The organism is Dankookia sp. P2 (assembly GCF_050632255.1).
Classification (GTDB): Bacteria; Pseudomonadota; Alphaproteobacteria; order Acetobacterales; family Acetobacteraceae; genus Paracraurococcus.
Window position 1 is genome coordinate 5,230,522 of the sequence record NZ_CP192581.1, and the last position, 17,873, is coordinate 5,248,394.

General features: G+C 70.2%; 15 protein-coding genes and 7 pseudogenes. 13 read left to right on the plus strand and 9 right to left on the minus strand.

The annotated features are described in order from the left end of the window. Positions 1–13: 13 nt before the first annotated feature. Positions 14–1,219, minus strand: coding sequence for a cupin domain-containing protein (locus ACQ86J_RS31075; protein WP_431268531.1), 1,206 nt, complete (start codon positions 1,217–1,219; stop codon positions 14–16). A 169-nt stretch (positions 1,220–1,388) separates the two neighbouring features. On the opposite strand from ACQ86J_RS31075, the pseudogene ACQ86J_RS31080 reads away from it, so the two are divergent. Further along, a pseudogene (locus ACQ86J_RS31080) lies at positions 1,389–1,903 on the plus strand (neutral zinc metallopeptidase). A gap of 13 nt (positions 1,904–1,916) precedes the next feature. Then, the gene (locus ACQ86J_RS31085; RefSeq protein ID WP_431268532.1) at positions 1,917–2,270 is read left to right on the plus strand and encodes a neutral zinc metallopeptidase; all 354 of its coding nucleotides are present in this window, start codon (positions 1,917–1,919) and stop codon (positions 2,268–2,270) included. Positions 2,271–2,405: 135 nt separating this feature from the next. Here ACQ86J_RS31085 and ACQ86J_RS31090 read toward each other — a convergent pair whose 3' ends face one another. Further along, positions 2,406–2,657, minus strand: coding sequence for a hypothetical protein (locus ACQ86J_RS31090; protein ID WP_431268533.1), 252 nt, complete (start codon positions 2,655–2,657; stop codon positions 2,406–2,408). A 224-nt stretch (positions 2,658–2,881) separates the two neighbouring features. On the opposite strand from ACQ86J_RS31090, the gene ACQ86J_RS31095 reads away from it, so the two are divergent. Next, positions 2,882–3,949 (plus strand): hypothetical protein, encoded by a 1,068-nt coding sequence (locus ACQ86J_RS31095; RefSeq protein WP_431272597.1) that lies wholly within the window; start codon positions 2,882–2,884, stop codon positions 3,947–3,949. Between the two features lie 183 nt (positions 3,950–4,132). Here the strand turns inward: ACQ86J_RS31095 and ACQ86J_RS31100 are convergent. Further along, positions 4,133–4,837: pseudogene (locus ACQ86J_RS31100) on the minus strand (HpcH/HpaI aldolase/citrate lyase family protein); the annotation flags it as partial. A 185-nt stretch (positions 4,838–5,022) separates the two neighbouring features. Between ACQ86J_RS31100 and ACQ86J_RS31105 the strand changes: the two are divergent. From ACQ86J_RS31105 to ACQ86J_RS31115, 3 genes and pseudogenes are all read left to right on the plus strand, one after another. Then, positions 5,023–5,463, plus strand: a complete 441-nt coding sequence (locus tag ACQ86J_RS31105; RefSeq protein ID WP_431268534.1) for an FAD-dependent oxidoreductase — start codon at positions 5,023–5,025, stop codon at positions 5,461–5,463. Continuing rightward, the gene (locus ACQ86J_RS31110; protein ID WP_431268535.1) at positions 5,373–5,933 is read left to right on the plus strand and encodes an FAD-binding protein; all 561 of its coding nucleotides are present in this window, start codon (positions 5,373–5,375) and stop codon (positions 5,931–5,933) included. Before ACQ86J_RS31105 ends, ACQ86J_RS31110 begins: the two co-directional genes overlap by 91 nt. A gap of 368 nt (positions 5,934–6,301) precedes the next feature. Next, positions 6,302–6,379 (plus strand): annotated as a pseudogene (locus ACQ86J_RS31115) (hypothetical protein); the annotation flags it as partial. A gap of 200 nt (positions 6,380–6,579) precedes the next feature. On the opposite strand, the gene ACQ86J_RS31120 reads toward ACQ86J_RS31115, so the two are convergent. Genes ACQ86J_RS31120 through ACQ86J_RS31130 form a run of 3 tightly spaced genes read right to left on the minus strand, consistent with a single transcriptional unit; the run spans position 6,580 to position 9,220 of the window. Then, a complete protein-coding gene (locus ACQ86J_RS31120) occupies positions 6,580–7,326 on the minus strand; it encodes a Bug family tripartite tricarboxylate transporter substrate binding protein (protein WP_431268536.1) in 747 nt (248 codons plus the stop codon). Beyond that, positions 7,245–7,556 carry a hypothetical protein gene (locus ACQ86J_RS31125; RefSeq protein ID WP_431268537.1) on the minus strand — a complete coding sequence of 104 codons (312 nt, stop codon included), beginning with the start codon at positions 7,554–7,556 and terminating at the stop codon, positions 7,245–7,247. Before ACQ86J_RS31125 ends, ACQ86J_RS31120 begins: the two co-directional genes overlap by 82 nt. Continuing rightward, a complete protein-coding gene (locus ACQ86J_RS31130) occupies positions 7,523–9,220 on the minus strand; it encodes a flagellin (RefSeq protein WP_431268538.1) in 1,698 nt (565 codons plus the stop codon). Before ACQ86J_RS31130 ends, ACQ86J_RS31125 begins: the two co-directional genes overlap by 34 nt. Positions 9,221–9,563: 343 nt before the next feature. Between ACQ86J_RS31130 and rfbC the strand changes: the two genes are divergently transcribed. From rfbC to rfbA, 4 genes and pseudogenes are all read left to right on the plus strand, one after another. After that, positions 9,564–10,097, plus strand: a complete 534-nt coding sequence (gene rfbC, locus ACQ86J_RS31135) for a dTDP-4-dehydrorhamnose 3,5-epimerase (RefSeq protein ID WP_431268539.1) — start codon at positions 9,564–9,566, stop codon at positions 10,095–10,097. A gap of 11 nt (positions 10,098–10,108) precedes the next feature. After that, positions 10,109–11,169, plus strand: a pseudogene (gene rfbB / locus ACQ86J_RS31140) (dTDP-glucose 4,6-dehydratase). After that, positions 11,169–11,891: pseudogene (gene rfbD / locus ACQ86J_RS31145) on the plus strand (dTDP-4-dehydrorhamnose reductase); the annotation flags it as partial. The pseudogenes rfbB and rfbD, both read left to right, overlap by 1 nt. Positions 11,892–12,059: 168 nt before the next feature. Continuing rightward, a pseudogene (gene rfbA, locus ACQ86J_RS31150) lies at positions 12,060–12,933 on the plus strand (glucose-1-phosphate thymidylyltransferase RfbA). 426 nt (positions 12,934–13,359) lie between these two features. Here rfbA and ACQ86J_RS31155 read toward each other — a convergent pair. The 3 genes and pseudogenes from ACQ86J_RS31155 to ACQ86J_RS31165 form a co-directional block, all read right to left on the minus strand. Continuing rightward, a pseudogene (locus ACQ86J_RS31155) lies at positions 13,360–13,566 on the minus strand (HWE histidine kinase domain-containing protein); the annotation flags it as partial. Beyond that, positions 13,479–14,120 carry a hypothetical protein gene (locus tag ACQ86J_RS31160; protein ID WP_431268540.1) on the minus strand — a complete coding sequence of 214 codons (642 nt, stop codon included), beginning with the start codon at positions 14,118–14,120 and terminating at the stop codon, positions 13,479–13,481. The pseudogene ACQ86J_RS31155 and the gene ACQ86J_RS31160, both read right to left, overlap by 88 nt. A gap of 14 nt (positions 14,121–14,134) precedes the next feature. Continuing rightward, entirely contained in the window at positions 14,135–14,512 is a 378-nt protein-coding gene (locus ACQ86J_RS31165) for a hypothetical protein (protein WP_431268541.1), read from the minus strand. A gap of 270 nt (positions 14,513–14,782) precedes the next feature. Here ACQ86J_RS31165 and ACQ86J_RS31170 point away from each other — a divergent pair, with 270 nt between their 5' ends. Genes ACQ86J_RS31170 through ACQ86J_RS31180 form a run of 3 tightly spaced genes read left to right on the plus strand, consistent with a single transcriptional unit; the run spans position 14,783 to position 17,863 of the window. After that, positions 14,783–15,817: an MBL fold metallo-hydrolase gene (locus tag ACQ86J_RS31170; protein WP_431268542.1), complete on the plus strand. Its 1,035-nt coding sequence runs from the start codon at positions 14,783–14,785 to the stop codon at positions 15,815–15,817. Beyond that, entirely contained in the window at positions 15,814–17,082 is a 1,269-nt protein-coding gene (locus ACQ86J_RS31175; RefSeq protein ID WP_431268543.1) for an FAD-dependent oxidoreductase, read from the plus strand. The genes ACQ86J_RS31170 and ACQ86J_RS31175 overlap by 4 nt, the downstream gene beginning before the upstream one ends. A gap of 55 nt (positions 17,083–17,137) precedes the next feature. Then, on the plus strand, positions 17,138–17,863 hold the full coding sequence (locus tag ACQ86J_RS31180) for a M20/M25/M40 family metallo-hydrolase (protein WP_431268544.1): 726 nt from the start codon (positions 17,138–17,140) through the stop codon (positions 17,861–17,863). The last annotated feature ends 10 nt before the right edge of the window (positions 17,864–17,873 follow it).

The following is a 17,873-nucleotide window of genomic DNA, read 5'->3' on the forward strand; positions in this document are numbered from 1 at the left end:
CGCGCCGTCCACGTCAGCCCTGCTTCAGCTTGGCGATGTTCTCCGGCGACGCGCCGGCAAAGTTGTTCTGCAGCAGGTAGCGCGGGCTGGAAGCGATCCACTTGTCGAGGTCGATCTCCTCGAACAGCGGGTTGTCCCAGGTCTGGACCATCTCCAGATCCTCGGTCCCGGTGTTGCGGATGGCATGGCCGAAGCCCTGCGGGATGTAGGCGACGTCGCCCGGATTGAGCTCGGCGACCTTGCCGCGGCCGCCGGAGCCGAACATCGCCACCTGGCCCTTGCCCTTCAGGTAGTAGTGCCACTCATTGGCATTGACGTTCCAGTGCAGCTTCCGCATCTCGCCCGGCTTGATGATCATCAGCCCGCCCGACATGCTCTTCTGCGCCGGGAATTCCTCGTTGGTCGCCAGGTAGAACTTCCCGCCCTCGAAATCCCGCACCGCCCGGCGGTCCTGCAGCAGGCGGAACTTGTGTGTGGACTCCCGCGGCCAGGGCGCGTCCATCGCGTCGGAGATCGGCACCACCGGCCCGGCCTGGATATAGGCCTCGCCCTTCGGGAAGGCGTCGAAGATGTCCTTCGGCACGCCGAATTCCTTGGCCAGCATGTCCTTCGGCGTCACGTCGATCCAGTCGGTGATGCTGAAGGTGCCGTGTTCCGAGAAGGCGCCGTTGTCGAAGGAGAGGATGAAGTGGCAGGGCTCGTCGCCGATCGTCTGGATCGAATGGCCGTGCCCCTTCTGAAAGTACCAAAGGTCGCCCGGCATGTAGTTGTTGATCTCGCTGGCGCCCGAGGGTTCCAGCACCACGGTCTGGCAGCGGCCGGAGATGACGAAAGTCCATTCGGCGGCGATCGCGTGCCAGTGCACTTCGCGCGACGCCCCGGGGTTGAGGAACATGTGGACGCCGGCGATCCCCTTGCTGATGGGGAACTGGTGGACCGTCGCCTCCTTCGCCCAGCCGCCGGAGGTGATCTTGGGTATGTTGCCGTCGAGCGAGAAGCGGAAATCCGGCATCGCCGCCACGTCCTTCGGGTCGTGGTAGGCGACCTTGGCGCCCGATGGCAGTTGGATCGACTGCCGCCCGAAGCCACCCTCGCCGGGCTTGCCATGGTCGGTGGCGGCGGCTTCCTGCGCCGCCTCAGCGATCCGCTCGAAGGAGACCAGCCCACCGGCCCCGAGTGCGGCGGTCCCGAGCAGCCTTCGCCTGTTGGATGATGGCATGAATACACCCCTTCCTGCGGTGCATCGGCCGTGGCGGTGCCCCCGGCATAGGCTTTTCCGCTTTTGGCGAGCACTGCCGGCTAACGGAGCCGCCGCAGCAGGGTTGCTGGGGGTTGGAACCTCACCAGCGCGTCGACGTTTTCCTTGCGCAACGCAGAAGGGGTGGGCCATGCGCCTGGACGGTGAACGCGAGAGCGAGAATGTCGAGGATCGCCGCAGTGGCGGGGGCGGCTTCGGTGGCGGCGGCATCCCGATCGGCGTCGCCGGCGGCGGCCTCGGCACCGTGGCGCTGGTGCTGCTGGCGCTGTTCTTCGGGGTTGACCCACGGGTCATCCTGGGGGCGGCGAAGAAGCCCCGCCGCAGACCCAAGTGACCGAGAACCACGGCGCCCCGCCAGCCGCCCAGGACGATGGCGCCCGTCGCTTCGTCGCCCAGGTGCTGGCGACCACGGAGGATGCTTGGTCCGACATCTTCCGTCGCGCCAACCGCCAGTACCAGCCGCCCAATCTGGTGCTGTTCAGCGGCGGGACGCAGAGCGCCTGCGGCTTCGCCCAGACTGCGGTCGGCCCCTTCTACTGCCCGAACGACCGCAAGGTCTATCTCGACACCGCCTTCTTCCGCGACATGGAACGCAAGCTGGGCGCGCCCGGCGAGGCTCGCCCGCGCCTATGTCATCGCGCATGAGGTCGGGCACCACGTGCAGAACCAGCTCGGCATCCTTGGCAAGATCGACCGGGAGCGGCGCGGGATGGGTGAGGCGGAGTCGAACGCGCTGCAGGTCCGCATCGAGTTGCAGGCCGATTGCTTCGCCGGCATTTGGGCCAACCACACCGAGCAGATGCGCCGCATCCTTGAACCCGGCGACGTCGAATCCGGCATCGGCGCCGCTGCCGCCGTGGGCGACGACCGGCTGCAGCGCCGCGCTCAGGGCTATGTGGTGCCGGAGAGCTTCACCCATGGCAGCTCGGCCCAGCGGGTGCGCTGGTTCCGCACCGGCCTCGAAAGCGGCGACATCCAGCGCTGTGACACTTTCGGCACGGACCGGCTGTGACGGAACGCTTTCGATGAAGTCTCGTTAGGGTGTGGCAAGCGAGCGGCAGGCTCGCAAGACCACCACACGGGAAACAACGATGCGCAAGACGTTCCTCCGCCTGGCGCTGCTGGGTGCGGTCGCGGCCGTCCCGGCCTACGCCCAGACTTCAACCACCGCGCCGTCCTCGACCGCGCCTGGCCGCACCGCGCCCGGGGCCGCGACCAACGACAGCACGCGGCCCGGCGTCGCCGTGCCGGTCGTGCCGGACACGCACAGCGGTGCCACCACGCCGAACCGGACCAGCGACAGCAATGCTGCGGCGCGGGTTGATGACGGCACACGTACCGCGACCACGCCGGCAGCGGGTGCCAACAGCTTCACCGAAGGCCAGGCGAAGTCCCGCATCGAAGCTGCCCGGCTTCACCAATGTCTCCGACCTGCAAAAGGATGACAAAGGCATCTGGCGCGGCCACGCGCAGCGTGGCGGGCAGCAAGTGAGTGTCGCTCTGGACTTCCAGGGCAACGTCGTCCCGAACGTCGGCCGCTGAACCAACAGAGACGGAGTTTTCCCATCGGCAACTCGCACCATCGCGCGTCTCTTCGACAGTTACGCGGACGCGTCCTCGGCCGTGCGCGACCTTGAGGCCGCAGGTTTCCAACGCGACGACATCAGCCTGATTGCAAATCGCGGCGAGGATGGCACTACCACCACGACCACCGGCGACACCACCGAGGAGACCAGCAGCGGCGCTGGCACCGGGGCTACGCTCGGCACGCTCGTGGGCGGTGGCGCCGGCCTGCTCGCCGGCCTCGGCGCGCTCGCCATCCCGGGCCTTGGCCCGATCGTTGCCGCCGGCTGGCTTGTGGCGGCCGTCACCGGCGCCGGCGTCGGCGCGGCGGCGGGCGGCCTGCTTGGCGCGCTGACCGGCTCCGGTCTCTCGGAAGAGGAGAGTCATGTCTACGCCGAAGGCGCGCGCCGCGGCGGCAATCTGGTAACCGTGCGCGCGGATGAAAGCCGTGCGGCCGAGGTTGAGTCGATTATGCAGCGGCACAACGCGGCCAGCGCCGAGACGCGGGGCGCCGACTACCGCGCCGGCGGCTGGACTGGCTACGACGATGCGGCCAGCCCGAACAGCGGCCTTGGCACTGCGGCTGGCGTTGGCACCACTACCGCGGCGGGGCAGATGGGCACCCGCACCGGGATGGGCACGCGTACCGATGCCTCGCTGGTCGGCGGCCCGCCCGACGGCACGCCGGGCAACCCGCCGGGCACCATGCTGTCGCGCGGCACGGACGAGGTGCTCGGCACCAACATTAGCGGCGCGCATCCGGAGAACGAGACGCGCAGCGCCACCGGTGGCAGCCTTGGCAGCACCACGCGGTCGACCAGCGCGCCGGACGGCACGCCGGGCAATCCGCCGGGCACCAAGCTCTCGCGCGCGGCGGATGACGCGCTCGGCACCAACATGAGCGGGGCGCGGCCGCAGAACGAGACGCATACCACCAGCAGCCTTGGCACCAGCGCGCCGGACGGCACGCCTGGCAACCCGCCGGGTACCAAGCTGTCGCGCGGGGTGGATGAGGTGGCTGGCACGAATATCAGCGGTGCGCATCCGGAGAACGAGGCGAAGGGCGCCACCGGCAGCACCACGCCAGGCACCGCGACTGGCGGCGTGACCGGCAATCCGCGCCGCTAACGTCTGGCCGGATAGGACCTGATTACCGGGCGCGTGCGAGCAATCGCCGCGCGCCCGTTCCACGACCGGCTCGTCGATCATCTGGCCCTCGAAGCTTACCGCGCCGAGTCCCTCGGCGAGCGCCGCCTCGAAGGCTGTGACCATGCGGCGGGCGCGGGTGACCTCCTCGGGCCGGGCGCCGTATTCCTCGTTCACGATCGGCACCTGCGAGGGATGCACGCAGCTGGCGCAGGCGAAGCCGAGCGCCCGCGACCGCCGCAGCATCGCCCGGTAGGCCTCCATGTCGGAGATCCCGGCGACCGTGCCGACGAAGCCGAGCGGCAGCACACCGGCGGCACGGGCCGCCACCACCGCCAGCATCTTCGGGACATAGAGCGCGTCTGGCGTCGGTTCCATGCCGAGATCGGTCGCCAGATCCTCCCCGCCCGCACCCAGTGCCACGAGCCGCTCATCGGCCCGGGCGATCGCCTCCATCGCCGTCAGGGCCGCCGCCGTTTCGACCAGGCCGATGAAGCGGGTGCGGCCGATCGGCACGCCATGCGTCGCTTCCGCTTCCGCGGTAAGCTCGGCCAGCAGCCGGACATGGTCGGGGCCCATCAGCTTGGTGAGCACCAGCATATCGGCACCTGCGGCCACCGCGGCGTCGATGTCGAGCACCGCCATCCTGACCGGCCGGTTGATGCGGACGCAGACCTCAGCGCCGGATTGCCGGACCATTGGCACCGCCCGGGCCAGGGCGGCCCGGGCAGCCGGCTTTTCGGACGGGGCGACTGCATCCTCCAGATCGAGGATGATCGCATCCGCACCGCGCGTATGCGCCTTCGCCACGAAGCTTTCGCGGGTGGCCGGGACATAGAGGAGGGATCGCCAGGTCGGGAGCTTGCGCATGCGGCGACGCTAGCCTGCCCCGCCATCCTTGCGAAGCGGGGGGCGGCACCGTGGAGCAGATTGCCTTCGAGCTCAATGGGTTGCAGCCCGCTGGCATGTCCCGGCGTCGAACAGGTGGTCTGGACTTGGCCGACAAGGGCTGTAGACATGGGCGCACAGAGAAGCGCCAAGAAGGACCCAACCGCATGGCCACCGAGGAATTCGACGTCATCGTTGTCGGCGGCGGGAATGCCGCCTTCTGCGCCGCACTCTCGGCTCAGGAGCAGGGTGCCAGGGTGGTCGTGCTGGAGCGCGCGCCGGAGGAGGAGAGCGGCGGCAACACCCGCTTCACCGCCGGCAACATCCGCTTCGCCTATCGTGGCGTCGAGGACCTGAAGGCGATCATGCCGGACCTGACGGAGGCCGAGATCGCCATCACCGATTTCGGCACCTACACCGAGGACCAGTTCTTCGACGACATGTTCCGCGTCACCCGCAACCGCACCGACCCCGACCTCTGCGAGATCCTGGTGCGCCGCAGCTTCGAGACGATGAAGTGGCTGCAGGGCAAGGGCGTGAAGTCGCCCCGATCTGGGGCCAGCAGGCCTTCAAGATCGACGGCCGCTTCAAGTTCTGGGGCGGCCTGACCGTCTGCGCCTGGGGCGGCGGCCCCGGCCTGGTGCAGGCCGAGACCGAGGCGGCGAAGAAGCGCGGCATCGAGATCCGCTACGCCACCCGGGCACAGAAGATCCTCTATGACGGCTTCAAGGTCGAGGGCATACAGGTGAAGTCGCCCGGCCGCATCTACGACATCAAGGCGCCCTCGGTGATCCTGGCGGCCGGCGGCTTCCAGGGCGATGCCGAGATGCGCACCCGCTACCTCGGCCCGGGCTGGCAAGCGCCAAAGTGCGCGGCACCCGCTTCAACACCGGCGACGGCATCAAGATGGCGCTCGACATCGGCGCCTCCCCTTCGGCAATTACTCCGGCTGCCATGCGGTGCAGTGGGACTTCAACGCGCCGGAATACGGCGACCTGGCGGTGGGCGACGCCTTCCAGAAGCACAGCTATCCCTGGTCCGTGCTGATCAACGCCCATGGCAAGCGGTTCCTGGATGAGGGCGCCGACTTCCGCAACTACACCTACGCCAAGTACGGCCGCGTGGTGCTGGAGCAGCCGGGCAATTTCGCCTGGCAGGTCTTCGACCAGAAGGTCGCCAAGCAGCTGCGCGACGAGTACCGCATCAAGCAGGTGACCAAGGTGCGGGCCGACACGCTGGAGGAGCTGGCGGGCAAGCTGGAAGGCGTCGACGGCAAGGCCTTCCTGGAGGAGATCCGCGCCTACAACGCCGCGGTGAAGCAGGACGTGCCGTTCAACCCGAACATCAAGGACGGGCGCTGCACCGAGGAGCCTCGCGGTCAACAAGTCCAACTGGGCCAACACGATCGACGAGGGGCCGTTCGAGGCCTACCAGGTCGGGTGCGGCATCACCTTCACCTTCGGCGGCCTGCGCATCGACACCGAGGCCCGCGTGCTGGATGCCGACCAGCAGCCGATCACCGGGCTCTATGCGGCCGGAGAGCTGGTAGGCGGTGTCTTCTACTTCAACTACCCGGGCGGGTCGGGCCTCATCAACGGCTCGGTCTTCGGCAAGCTGGCCGGCGCCACCGCGGTGGCCGACCAGAAGGGCCAATGCCGGCGGCCTGGCGGCGCCCGTCCCGGCCTGAAGCCCGAAGGGGACGCCCCATGTGGGGCGTCCTGCGGCTACTCAGGCTTGATGTTGGCGGCCTTCACCACCGGGGCCCAGCGGTCGTATTCGGCGCGCACGAAGCGAGCGGTCTCGGCGGGGTCTATCCAGATCGGCTCGCTGCCCATATCGGCCAGCCGCTGCCGCGTCGCCGGCACTTCCATGATCTCGCGCAGCGCCGGCGCCAGCTTCTCCATCACCACGGGCGGCGTGCCCTTCGGCGCGAAAAGCCCGGTCAGGACCGCCACGGCGTAATCCGGCACGCCCTGTTCCTGTACGGTCGGGATCTCCGGTCGGCTGCGGACACGCTCGGCCGAGCCGACCGCGATGATCCGGACCTGGCCGGCCGAGGCGGGGCCGAAGACGGTCGGCAGGTTGAGCACCACCATCGGCACCGTGTCCGAGATCAGGTCGGCGATCGCCTGGCCGCCGCCGCGATAGGGCACATGGGTCAGCTCGATCCCGGTCCGCATCCGCAGCAGCTCCCCCGCGAGATGGTTGGAGGAACCGACGCCGGAGGAGCCGAAGCTGATGCCGCCCTTGGCGGCGCGCGCCTTGGCGATCAGTTCCTGCATCGTCGTCACTCCGAAGGCGTTGGAGACGGCGATGACGTTCGGCACGTCGACCAGCATGCACACCGGCACCAGCGCGTCCTGCACGTCATAGCCGAGGGCCGGGGCGATCAACGGGTGGAAGACGTGGTTGGAGGCGGAGGAGACGAGCAGCGTCTGGCCATCCGGCCGGGCCCGTACCGCCTGCCCCATGCCGAGGCTGCCGCCGCCGCCGGGCCGATCTCCACCACGAAGGGTTGGCCGAAGCGTGCCTCCAGCGCCGGGGCCAGCAGCCGCGCGGCGACGTCGTTCGACCCACCGGGGGCCCAGGGGACGATCAGGGTGACCGGGCGGCTGGGCCAAACCTCCTGCGCCTGGATGCCGCGACCAGTCAGCAGGGCAGGGGCGGCTAGCAGCGCCGCCCGGCGGCCGAGACGATGCATCCGATCTTCCTCCCGCGTTCTTCTGTGGGTTGCGCTATAGAGCCACCCGGCGCGGTGTTGGAAGGGTAGCCGGGGAATGCGGGGCTGGGCGGCTGGGATGATGGTCGGCGCCCTGGCGCTCCGGTGCGTGCGGATCGCGCTCCACCGGCGTGATGGAGGGGAAGGACGGCGTGCTGAGCCTGTCGGTGAGCGGCCCGAGCCTGCCAGCCGCGACCGAGCGCGGGTTGCAGGATGCGGCGGCGCATTGCGCTGGGCAGGGCCGGCAGACCCTGGTCCTCGGCACCCAGATGGGGCGGGATGACTATCACTTGGCGTTTCGCTGCACCGGACGGACGCCCACGCCTATCGCCGCGCCGACCCCGGTCACGTCCCGGACGCTGCTGGTGCGGCCCGAAGCGGCCGCGGTGCTGAACGGCGCTGGAATTGCCGGCCGCGCGGTGGCCCTGCCGGCGCCGCCCGACGCGTCCGCCATGATCCTGCTGGAGCCGGCGAACGCGCCGGTCCTGAGCGGCGAGGGCTCGGCCCGCCGTGCCGATCCGCCGGCCCGGCCGGCGCCTGCCCAGACCACTCCGGTCGCCTTGCCGCCGGTCGCCTTGCCGCCGGTGGCGCTGCCACCTGTGGCAGCCTTGCCGCCGGTTTCCGCCTTCCCGCCGGCCGCCCCGGTGGCGCCCGGGGCGGCCAGTGTGCCGCTCTCGGTACCGCCGAGCCGCCTTCTGGCCCTGCCGCCACCGGCGCCGAGCTTGGTCTCTCCCAGCAGCAGCACGCCTCTGCCGCCGTTGTCTGGCCCGGTCGGTCTGCGCCGCGACTGAGCGCCGCCGCGCCGTGGTCAGCCCTTGAAGAGGCTGAGCAGGGATTGCGGCGCCTGGTTGGCAATGCCAAGCGCCTGGGTGCCTGAGCTGCTGGCGAATCTGCAGCGCCTGCAGCCGCGCGCTTTCCTTTGCCATGTCGGTATCGACCAGCGCGCCGAGGCCGCTTTCCTGCGCGTCCAGGATCGACTTGTTGTAGGTGATTTGGTTGTCGATGTAGTTGGCGTAGGAGCCGAAGTTGTTGAGCTGGGTGAGGGTGTTGGTGATCGCCGCGCCGATCGCGCCGGTCGCGGTCAGCGCCGCCGCGGCATCGCCCGCTGTCCAGGTGTTCGCACCGGAGATAGCATCGAAGACCTGCGCCTGCGCCGAGTAGCTGCTGAAGCTGTAATAGGTGCCGCTGCCGCTGGTGATGACTTTCACCGCCGTGGCGGTCGCGTCGTCAAGGATATTGAGGCCGTTGTAGCTGGCGTCTTGGATGAATGCCTGCACGTTGTTGGTCAGCTGCTTGGCCTGGGACTGATACTGGGTGCGCTGCTCCGCGGTGATGGTGCCATCGGCGAGTTTGACGGTGATCTCCTTCAACTTCTGCAGGGTGGTGGAGACGTTCTGCAACGCCGAGTTGGTGACCTCGAGCAAGCCCTTCACGCCGCCGAGTTGTTGGTTGGCGGAGTTGGTCGCCGCCATGTCGCCACGGATGCGTTCCGCCACGGCGAAGGCGGCGCCGTCATCCCTGGCATCCGCCACGCGATAGCCGGTGGAGATGCGCTTCTGGGTTGCCGAGAGCTCGTCTGCGGTACGGTTGAGGGACTGCAGCGCGACCATGGCGCCGACATTGGTGTTCACGGAATTCAGCGGCATGGAGATTTTCCCCGTGGCGACGGCCCGATCCTGGGCCAGAAGCGACAGGATTGCGCGACGGGGTTAAGACGCAGTTAAGCAGAAGCCGCCATTCCCAGGATGCAAGGGTGCTCCTACCACTGAACTCCCCTTGAATTTGACTTCACTCAGGGTTCAATTACAGAGCGAGCCAAAGCTGGGCAAACCCCTTGGCGGCTCCACACATCAAGCCTGTTTGCGGTCGAAACCAGTTCCACGGGGGTTGACGGGTGCACGCGCGACAGATGACTGAGATGGCCATGAGCGAAGGTGTGCGCCAGCCCGGCCAACTTGCATCCGGCAATTCACCGCGACGCGCCTCGCGGTGGCGGGTCCGGTCCTGATCACGCCGCGACGCTTCGGCGACCATCGCGGCTTCTTCCTGGAGACATACAGCGCGCGCGACTTCGCCGCGCTCGGCATCTCGGATGTCTTTGTGCAGGACAACCATTCGCTCTCCGCCCGTCCAGGCACCATCCGCGGCATGCATTTCCAACTGCCACCGCATGCCCAAGCCAAGCTGGTCCGCGTGCTGCGTGGCGCCATCCTCGACATCGCCGTGGATATTCGCCGCTCCTCGCCCAGCTACGGCAGGCATGTCGCGGTCGAGCTGACGGCGGAGAATGCGCAGCAGCTCTATATTCCCGCCGGCTTTGCGCATGGGTTCTGCACCCTCGGCCCGGATACCGAGGTCGCCTACAAGGTGACCGATCTCTATGCCCCGGACTGCGACCGCGGCATCGCCTGGGACGACCCCGACCTTGCGCTGCCCTGGCCCTTCGACGCCGCCATGGTGCAGTTGTCCGACAAGGACCGGCGTGCCCCGCGGCTGCGCGACCTGCCGACCGCTTTCGACTGAGGCCCAGCACCATGCGTATCCTGGTCACCGGCGGCGCCGGCTTCATCGGCTCGGCCGTCACCCGGCTTCTCGTGCAGCAGCGCGGCGCCACCGTGCTGGTGGTGGACAAGCTCACCTATGCCGGCGATCGTCGCTCGATCTGCGACTGCGAGGGAAGCACGGCTTCCAGTTCCTTGAGGCTGATATCTGCGACCTGCCGCGGATGCGCGCGGCGATGGCGGAGTTCGGCCCCGACGCGGTGATGCACCTGGCGGCCGAGAGCCATGTCGACCGCTCCATCACCGGCGCGGCCGACTTCATCCAGACCAATATCCACGGCACCTTCTGCATGCTGGAAGCGGCGCGGGCCTACCACGCCTCGCTCGACGGCGCGGCCAAGGCGACCTTCCGCTTCCACCACATCTCGACCGACGAGGTCTTCGGCTCGCTCGGTCCGATAGGTGCGTTTTCGGAGACCACGGCCTACGACCCGCGCTCGCCCTATTCGGCCAGCAAGGCGTCCTCAGACCATCTGGTGCGCGCTTGGCACGAGACCTATGGGTTGCCGGTGCTGGTCACCAATTGCTCGAACAATTACGGTCCCTATCACTTCCCTGAAAAGCTGATCCCGCTGGTCATCCTCAACGCGCTCGAAGGCCGCGACTTGCCGGTCTATGGCGATGGCAGCAACATCCGCGACTGGCTGCATGTGGAGGACCACGCCCGCGCTCTGATCACAGTGGTCGAGCGCGGCCGGGTCGGCGAAACCTACTGCATCGGAGGCCGGGCGGAACGCCGCAACCTGGCGGTGGTCGAGACCATCTGCGACGTGCTGGATCAGCGCCGGCCGGCGGCGCGGCCGCGTCGGGAGTTGATCCGCTTCGTCACCGACCGCCCCGGCCATGACCAGCGCTACGCCATCGACTGCAGCAAGATCGAGCGCGAGCTCGGCTGGCGCCAGCAGGAGAGCTTCGAGAGCGGCATCGCCGGTACGATCGACTGGTACTTGGCGAATGGCTGGTGGTGGCGGCCGCTGCGCGAGGGCAAGTACACCGGCGAGCGGCTGGGGCTGCTGCCGGCGAAGGCCGGTTGATGCGCGTCCTCGTCATAGGCCGAACCGGCCAGATCGCCACCGAGCTGCTGCCGCGCTTGGCCGCGGCGGGGCACGAGTCGCTGGCGCTGGAGCCGCCCGGATTTGACCTGACGGATGCCGCCCAGGTCGCCGCTGCCTTCGACCGCGTCCAGCCGCAGGCGGTGGTGAATTGCGCCGCCTATACCGCGGTCGACAAGGCCGAGGAGCAGCGCGCCCTGGCCTTCGCGGTCAATGCCACCGGCCCGCGCCTGCTGGGCGAGGCGGCGGCCCGCGCCGGCATCCCGGTGGTCCACTACTCCACCGACTATGTCTTCGACGGCGCCAAGGACGCGCCCTATGCCGAGACCGACGCGCCGGACCCGGTCGGCGCCTATGGCGCCTCGAAGCTTGCCGGGGAGCTGCTGCTGCATCTCGCGCAGCCCCGTTCTGTCACGCTCCGCACCGCCTGGGTCTGCTCGCCTTTCGGCGGCAACTTCGTCAAGACCATGCTGCGCTTCGGCAAGGAACGGCCGGAGATGCGCGTGGTCGCCGACCAGCATGGTGCGCCCACCTTCGCCGCCGACCTGGCCGATGCCGCCGTCGCGCTGCTGCCTCGACTCGCCGCGGCGCCGGCGGGCGACCCGGCCTTCGGCGTTACCCACCTGACCGGCGCGCCCTATACGACCTGGTACGGATCTGCCCAGGCGATTTTCGAGGCCGCCGCCCGGCGCGGCCAGCGGGCGCCGAAGCTTACCGCGATCACGACCGCAGACTACCCGACCCCGGCCCGCCGGCCGGCTGATCTCGCGGCTCGACTGCAGCCGCGCGGCGACGGTGCTCGGCATCCCGCCCGCCGACTGGCGGGAGGGGCTGGAGCGCTGCCTCGACCAACTCATGAAGGATACCGGAGCATGAAGGGCATCGTCCTCGCCGGCGGCAGCGGCACCCGGCTCTATCCGGCGACGCTCGCAGTCTCCAAGCAGCTGCTGCCGGTCTACGACAAGCCGATGGTCTATTATCCGCTGTCGGTGCTTATGCTGGCCGGGATCCGGGAGATCATGGTGATCTCCACGCCGCATGACATGCCGCTGTTCCAGCGCCTGCTCGGCGATGGCAGTCAGTGGGGCATCAAGCTCGAATACCAGATCCAGGAGAAGCCCAACGGCATCGCCATGGCGCTGGTGCTGGCCGAGGAATTCCTCGCCGGCGGTCCCTCCGCCCTGGTGCTGGGCGACAACATCTTTCACGGACATGAGCTCGACAATCGCATGGCCGATGCGGTCGCGGACAGGGGCGCGGCGGTCTTCGCCTATCGCGGTCGCCGATCCGGAACGCTACGGCGTCGCGGATTCGGACGCCGATGGCCGCGCCCTCTCGCTCGAGGAGAAGCCGGCCAAGCCGAAATCCGACTGGGCGGTGACCGGCCTTTACTTCTATGACGGCCGCGCGCCGCAGATCGCCCGCGCCCTCGCGCCCTCGGCCCGCGGCGAGTACGAGATCACCGACCTTAACAAGGTTTATCTCGAGGAAGGCACGCTACGTGTCGCGCGCCTCGGCCGCGGCTATGCCTGGCTCGATACCGGTACGCATGACAGCATGCTGGAGGCCGGCAGATTCGTCCGGGCGATCGAGAAGCGCACCGGCCAGAAGGTCGCCTCGCCCGAGGAGGTGGCTTGGCGCAAGGGCTTCATCACCGATGCCCAACTGCTGGACGTGGCAAAACCGCTGCGCAACAGCGGCTATGGGCGGTATCTCGAGTCCCTGCTCCAGCACGCGCACGGCTGACCCGCCGAGGCGCCGGTCAGGCCGCCGCCTCGGCGGGAGCGGGGCGCAGGCAGCTTCGGCGGCAGGCGGATGGCGCAGCGCACCCCGGCCGGCGTCCATTCCCGCGCTACGCGGCCCGCCCAGCTGGTCCTGCACAGTCGCTTCCAGGATGCGGGATCCGATGCCGCGTAGCGGCGGCGCTTCGGCCGGTGCGGCGGCCAGGCTTTCCGCCCAGACCAGTTCCAGCCAGCCCGCCGGGGCCACGCTCCAGCTGATCGTCAATGTTCCGCCGGGTTGCGCCAGCGCGCCGTAGCGCGCCGCGTTGCTCGCCAGCTCATGCAGCACCATGGCCAGCGGCTGGGTGGCGACCGCGGCCAGCATCACCGGCGGGCCGGTGAGCTGCAACACGGTATTCGGCGCCACATGGCGGCCAAGCTCGGACTCTACCAGGCGGCGCAGCCCGGCGCCCTGCCAGCGTGCCTGGGCCAGCAGTGTATGGGCCCGCGCCAGGGCGGCGATGCGCGCCTCCACCCGGGGCAGGAAGCTGCCGGCATCCTCCGTGCGGGTCAGCCGCAGCAGTGCCTGAACCACGGCCAGGGTGTTCTTGGCGCGGTGATCGACTTCCCGCAGCAGCAGCTGCTGCTGCTCCTCCACCAGACGGCGTTCGGTGACGTCGGCGAGCAGCGCCGTGCCAGGTGGGGCAGCCGAGCCCGGCGGTCGCCTGGGCGCGGAGTTCGATCCAGCGCGGCGCCATGCCGGGCGTGGGGCGCAGCCGGACCGCGCATTGCGCCGGGTCGCCGCTGCGCCGCGCCCGGGCGATCGTCGCATCGAACAGCGCCCGGTCCGCCGGGTCGACAGCAGTCGCGCAGTGCCGTCATGCCGACGGGACCGGACGGGCACCAGCCAAGGATCGTCGCAGCCTGGGCGTCCCAGGCGACGCGGTCCGCCGCCTCGTCCCAGCTCCAGCAGCCGAGCTCTGCGGCGGCGAGGGCGAGGCGAAGCTGCGCCTCACTCTCGGCCAGGGCGGCGGCTCGCAGGGTCTCCCGCCGTTCCTCCGTTGCCGCGGCTGCCAGGGCGCGCCGTTCCCGCCGATGCGCCACGAAAGCGAGCGCCAACATGGCCAGCATGGCGATGCCGAGCGGCACCAGCCCGTCCTGCGGTGGCGGCGCGGTGCGGATCGCCAGCACCCGCAGTGGCCAGCCGGCCACCGCATGCTCTGCGGTCAGGAAGGGGTGGCGCCGGAGCTTGCCTCGCCGAAGGCGCTGGCCAGCAACTGGCCATCCGGCCCCAGGATCGCCAACCGGATCCCGCCTGGCGGCGGCGCGCCGGTCAGGGCGGTGACGAGCAGCGCAGGGTCGGCCGCGGCCTCGTGGGAGGCATCGCCCTGCCGGCCGAGGCTGCTGGCCACCTGGGCCGCGGCAATGGCGGCCTGCCGGGCGAGGTCGCCCGCTTCCGCCCCGAGGGTCGGCACCAGCCGGCCGAGCGGCAGCAGCGCCAGCGGCAGCAGGATGGCCGCCAGGAACAGCAGGCCGGAGGCCCGCAGCGGGCGGTGCCGCGCAGCCGCACGCGACGCCGGCTTGGCCCCCAGCGGTATCGGCACGGGGTGGATCGTCTCGGAATAGCCCAACCTGGGGCGCCTGTTCCCGTCGCACCCGGCCCTGCGCCCGGTGCTGTCGCGCGGCACCTTGGACCCAACGGTGAACGATCGCTCTTCGAAATCGCGTGAGAGGCGAATTTGTGTCCGGATAGATAGCGGTGAGGGCGGATCGACAATTCCGCCAGGCCTCTCTTATCCTCCGGTCGGCCGTGCCCCACGGTCCCCCAAAAAGCTTGAGCCTGGCCCGATCGCCAGCGGCGGAGACCCCCCGGAATGCCCGACGCACCCCGTGATCTCGCCCCCGACGTGCCGGCGCCGGGGGAGGTCCGGGTGCTGCAGCCGGGCCTGCTGCGGGCCCGCATGCCGCTGCCCTTTCCCCCGAGCCACGTCAACATCTGGTTCCTCGAACACGATGGCGGCTGGCTGGCGGTCGATACCTCGGTCGCCGGGCGCGCGAGCCGCGAGCTGTGGGAGCAGGTGCTGGCGCAGCCGCAGCTCGGCGGCCGGCCGCTGACCGCGCTGCTGGTGACGCATTTCCACCCGGACCATATCGGCCTGACCGGCTGGCTCTGCGAGCGCTTCGGCATCCTGCCGATGATGACCCGGATCGAGTGGCTGATGGCGCGGGCGCTCTGGTACGACAGCGGGCCGCACATGATGGCGCAGCAGGTCGCGCACTACACCAGGGCCGGATGCCCGCCCGAATACCTCTCCTTCGTAGAGGGCCGCGGCGCGCTGTACCAGCGGGCCGTGGGCGAGCTGCCGCGCAGCTTCCACGCGCTGAAGGACGGCCGCGGCGTGACCATCGGCGGCAGCGAGTGGCGCGTCGTCACCGGCGCCGGGCATGCGCCAGACATGGCGACGCTCTATTGCGCCGAGCGCAGCGTGCTGATCTCGGCCGACCAGATCCTGCCGCGCATCTCGCCCTATATCGGCCTGCATCCGGGGGAGCCGGAGGCCGACCCGTTGGGCGACTTCCTGGCCAGCAACGAGCGCTTCCGGCCGCTGCCGGAGGACACCTTCGTGCTGCCCTCGCATGGCGAGCCGTTCTCGACCCTGCACCGCCGGCTGGACCAGCTCGCCGGCCACCATGCCGAGCGGCTGGACACGCTGGCCGAGGCCTGCCGCGAGCCGCTGACCGCCTTCGAGGCGGCGCAGATCCTGTTTCCGCGCGCGACCGGGGAGCTGCCGCAGATGGGCTTCACCGTCGGCGAGACCCTGGCGCACCTGCGCCGGCTGGAACGCCAGGGGCGCCTGGCGGCGGAGCCCGGCCCCGGCGAGGCCGTGAGGTTCCGCACCCGGGCATGAGTCCCGAGGTCGATGTCTTGGTGGTCGGCGCCGGTGCCGCCGGAATCGCCGCGGCGCGGCATCTCCTGGCGCGCGGCCGGACGGTGCGGCTGCTGGAAGCCGGCCTTCGCATCGGCGGCCGCGCCTTCACCGAGAGCGCCGCGCTCGGCGCGCCCTTCGACCACGGCGCCTCCTGGATCCATGTCGCCGAGCGCAACCCGCTGACCCCGATCGCCCGCGATCTCGGCTTCACCCTGCGTGACGAGCGGCGCCGGGTGCGGGACATCCTGCTGTTCGAGGGCCGCCCGGCCACCGCCGCCGAACGCGCCGCGCATGATGCGGCCTGCGAAGCCTGGGAGGACGCGGCCGAGGCGCGCGATGCGGCCGGCGGTCCCGACATCCCGCTGGCCGCGGCGGTACCCCGGGACGGGCCCTGGGACGCCACCATCTCCCACTGGTTCAGCAGCATCATCTCCGGCGTCGAGGCCGAGGATTTCAGCCTGCGCGACTACATTGCGACCGGCCTTGACGGCGCCAACCTGCAGGTCGCCGAGGGGTTCGGCACGCTGGTCGCGCGCCTGGGCGAGGGCTTGCCGGTAACCCTCGGTGCCCCGGTAACCCGGCTGCGCTGGACCGGTGCCGGGGTGGCGGCGGAAGGTCGCTGGGGCGTGCTGCGCGCGCGGGCGGCGATCGTCACCGTCTCGACCGGCGTGCTGGCGGCGCAGGGCATCCGCTTCGAACCGGCCTTGCCGAACCCAGTCCAGGAGGCGATCGCCGGCCTTCCGCAGGGACTGCTGAGCACGGTCGCGCTGCGGGCCGCGGGGAGGGGCGGCTGGGCCTGGGTGCCTTCGCCCGGCTCGGGCGCCAGGTGGAAGGCCAAAGCGACCACCCGATGTCCTGGATGCTCTGGCCTTGGGGCCGCGACCATGCTGTGGGTTTCATCGGCGGCGCGGCGGCCTGGGATCTGGCACGGGAGGGCCCGGCCGCCGTCGAGGCCTTCGCGCGGGCCGAACTGGCCCGCTACTTCGGCGCGGCCGAGATTTCGCGCACCTTCGCTCCCGGCGCGGTGGCGACCGGCTGGGCGACCGATCCGCACTTCCTCGGCGCCTACAGCCATGCCCGGGTCGGCTGCTACGGCGCCCGCGCCGCGCTGCGCGACGCGACACTGGCCGAGGAAGGCTGCGCTTCGCCGGGGAGGCCTGCCATACCCGCATCGCCGGCACCGTCGGCGGCGCCTGGAGAGCGGCGCGCGCGCCGCGCGCGAGATCGACGCCACGCTCGGCTGACGGCGGCATCGCGGCAGGGCATACGGCGACGTCGTGTTGGGGCATTCTGCCCGGCATGACCCGTACCGATTTCGCCGCCCGCGCCGCCGCCGAGGCCGACCGCGTCGTTGCCCTGACCCAGAGGCTCGTCGCCGTCCCGTCCCCCAACCCGCCGGGCGACACATGCGCCTGCGCCGAGGCCGCGGCGGCTCTGATCCGCGCGGCGGTGCCGGGCGCGGAGGTCAGGCTGCATGCGACCTCCGACACCGTGACCAATGTGGTGGCGCGGGTGCGCGGCCATGCGCCCGGCCGCCGGGTGGTCTTCAACGGCCATCTCGACACCTATCCGGTGAACGAGTCGCTGCCCTGGACCGTGCCGCCGCTCGGTGGGCTGCTGCGGGAGGCGAAGCTCTATGGCCGAGGTACGGCGGACATGAAGGGCGGCATCGCGGCGTCCATCCTCGCACTGGCCCTGCTGGCGGAACACCCGGCGCTCTGGCGCGGCGAGGCGGTGCTGACGCTGGCCGGCGACGAGGAGTCGATGGGCGTGCTCGGCACCAAATGGCTGATGGACAATATCCCGCATGCGGTGGGCGACGCAGTCATCATCGGCGATGCCGGCAGCCCGCGCGTGCTGCGCTTCGGCGAGAAGGGCTTCCTCTGGATCGAGGTCGAGGCGACGGGCCGCGCCAGCCACGGCGCGCATGTGCATCTTGGCGTCAATGCGCTCGATAGGCTCTGCGCCGCGCTGGATGCGGTGCGCGGCTGCGCGCGCTGGTGCCGCAGGCGCCGCCCGCGGTGACGGCGGCGAT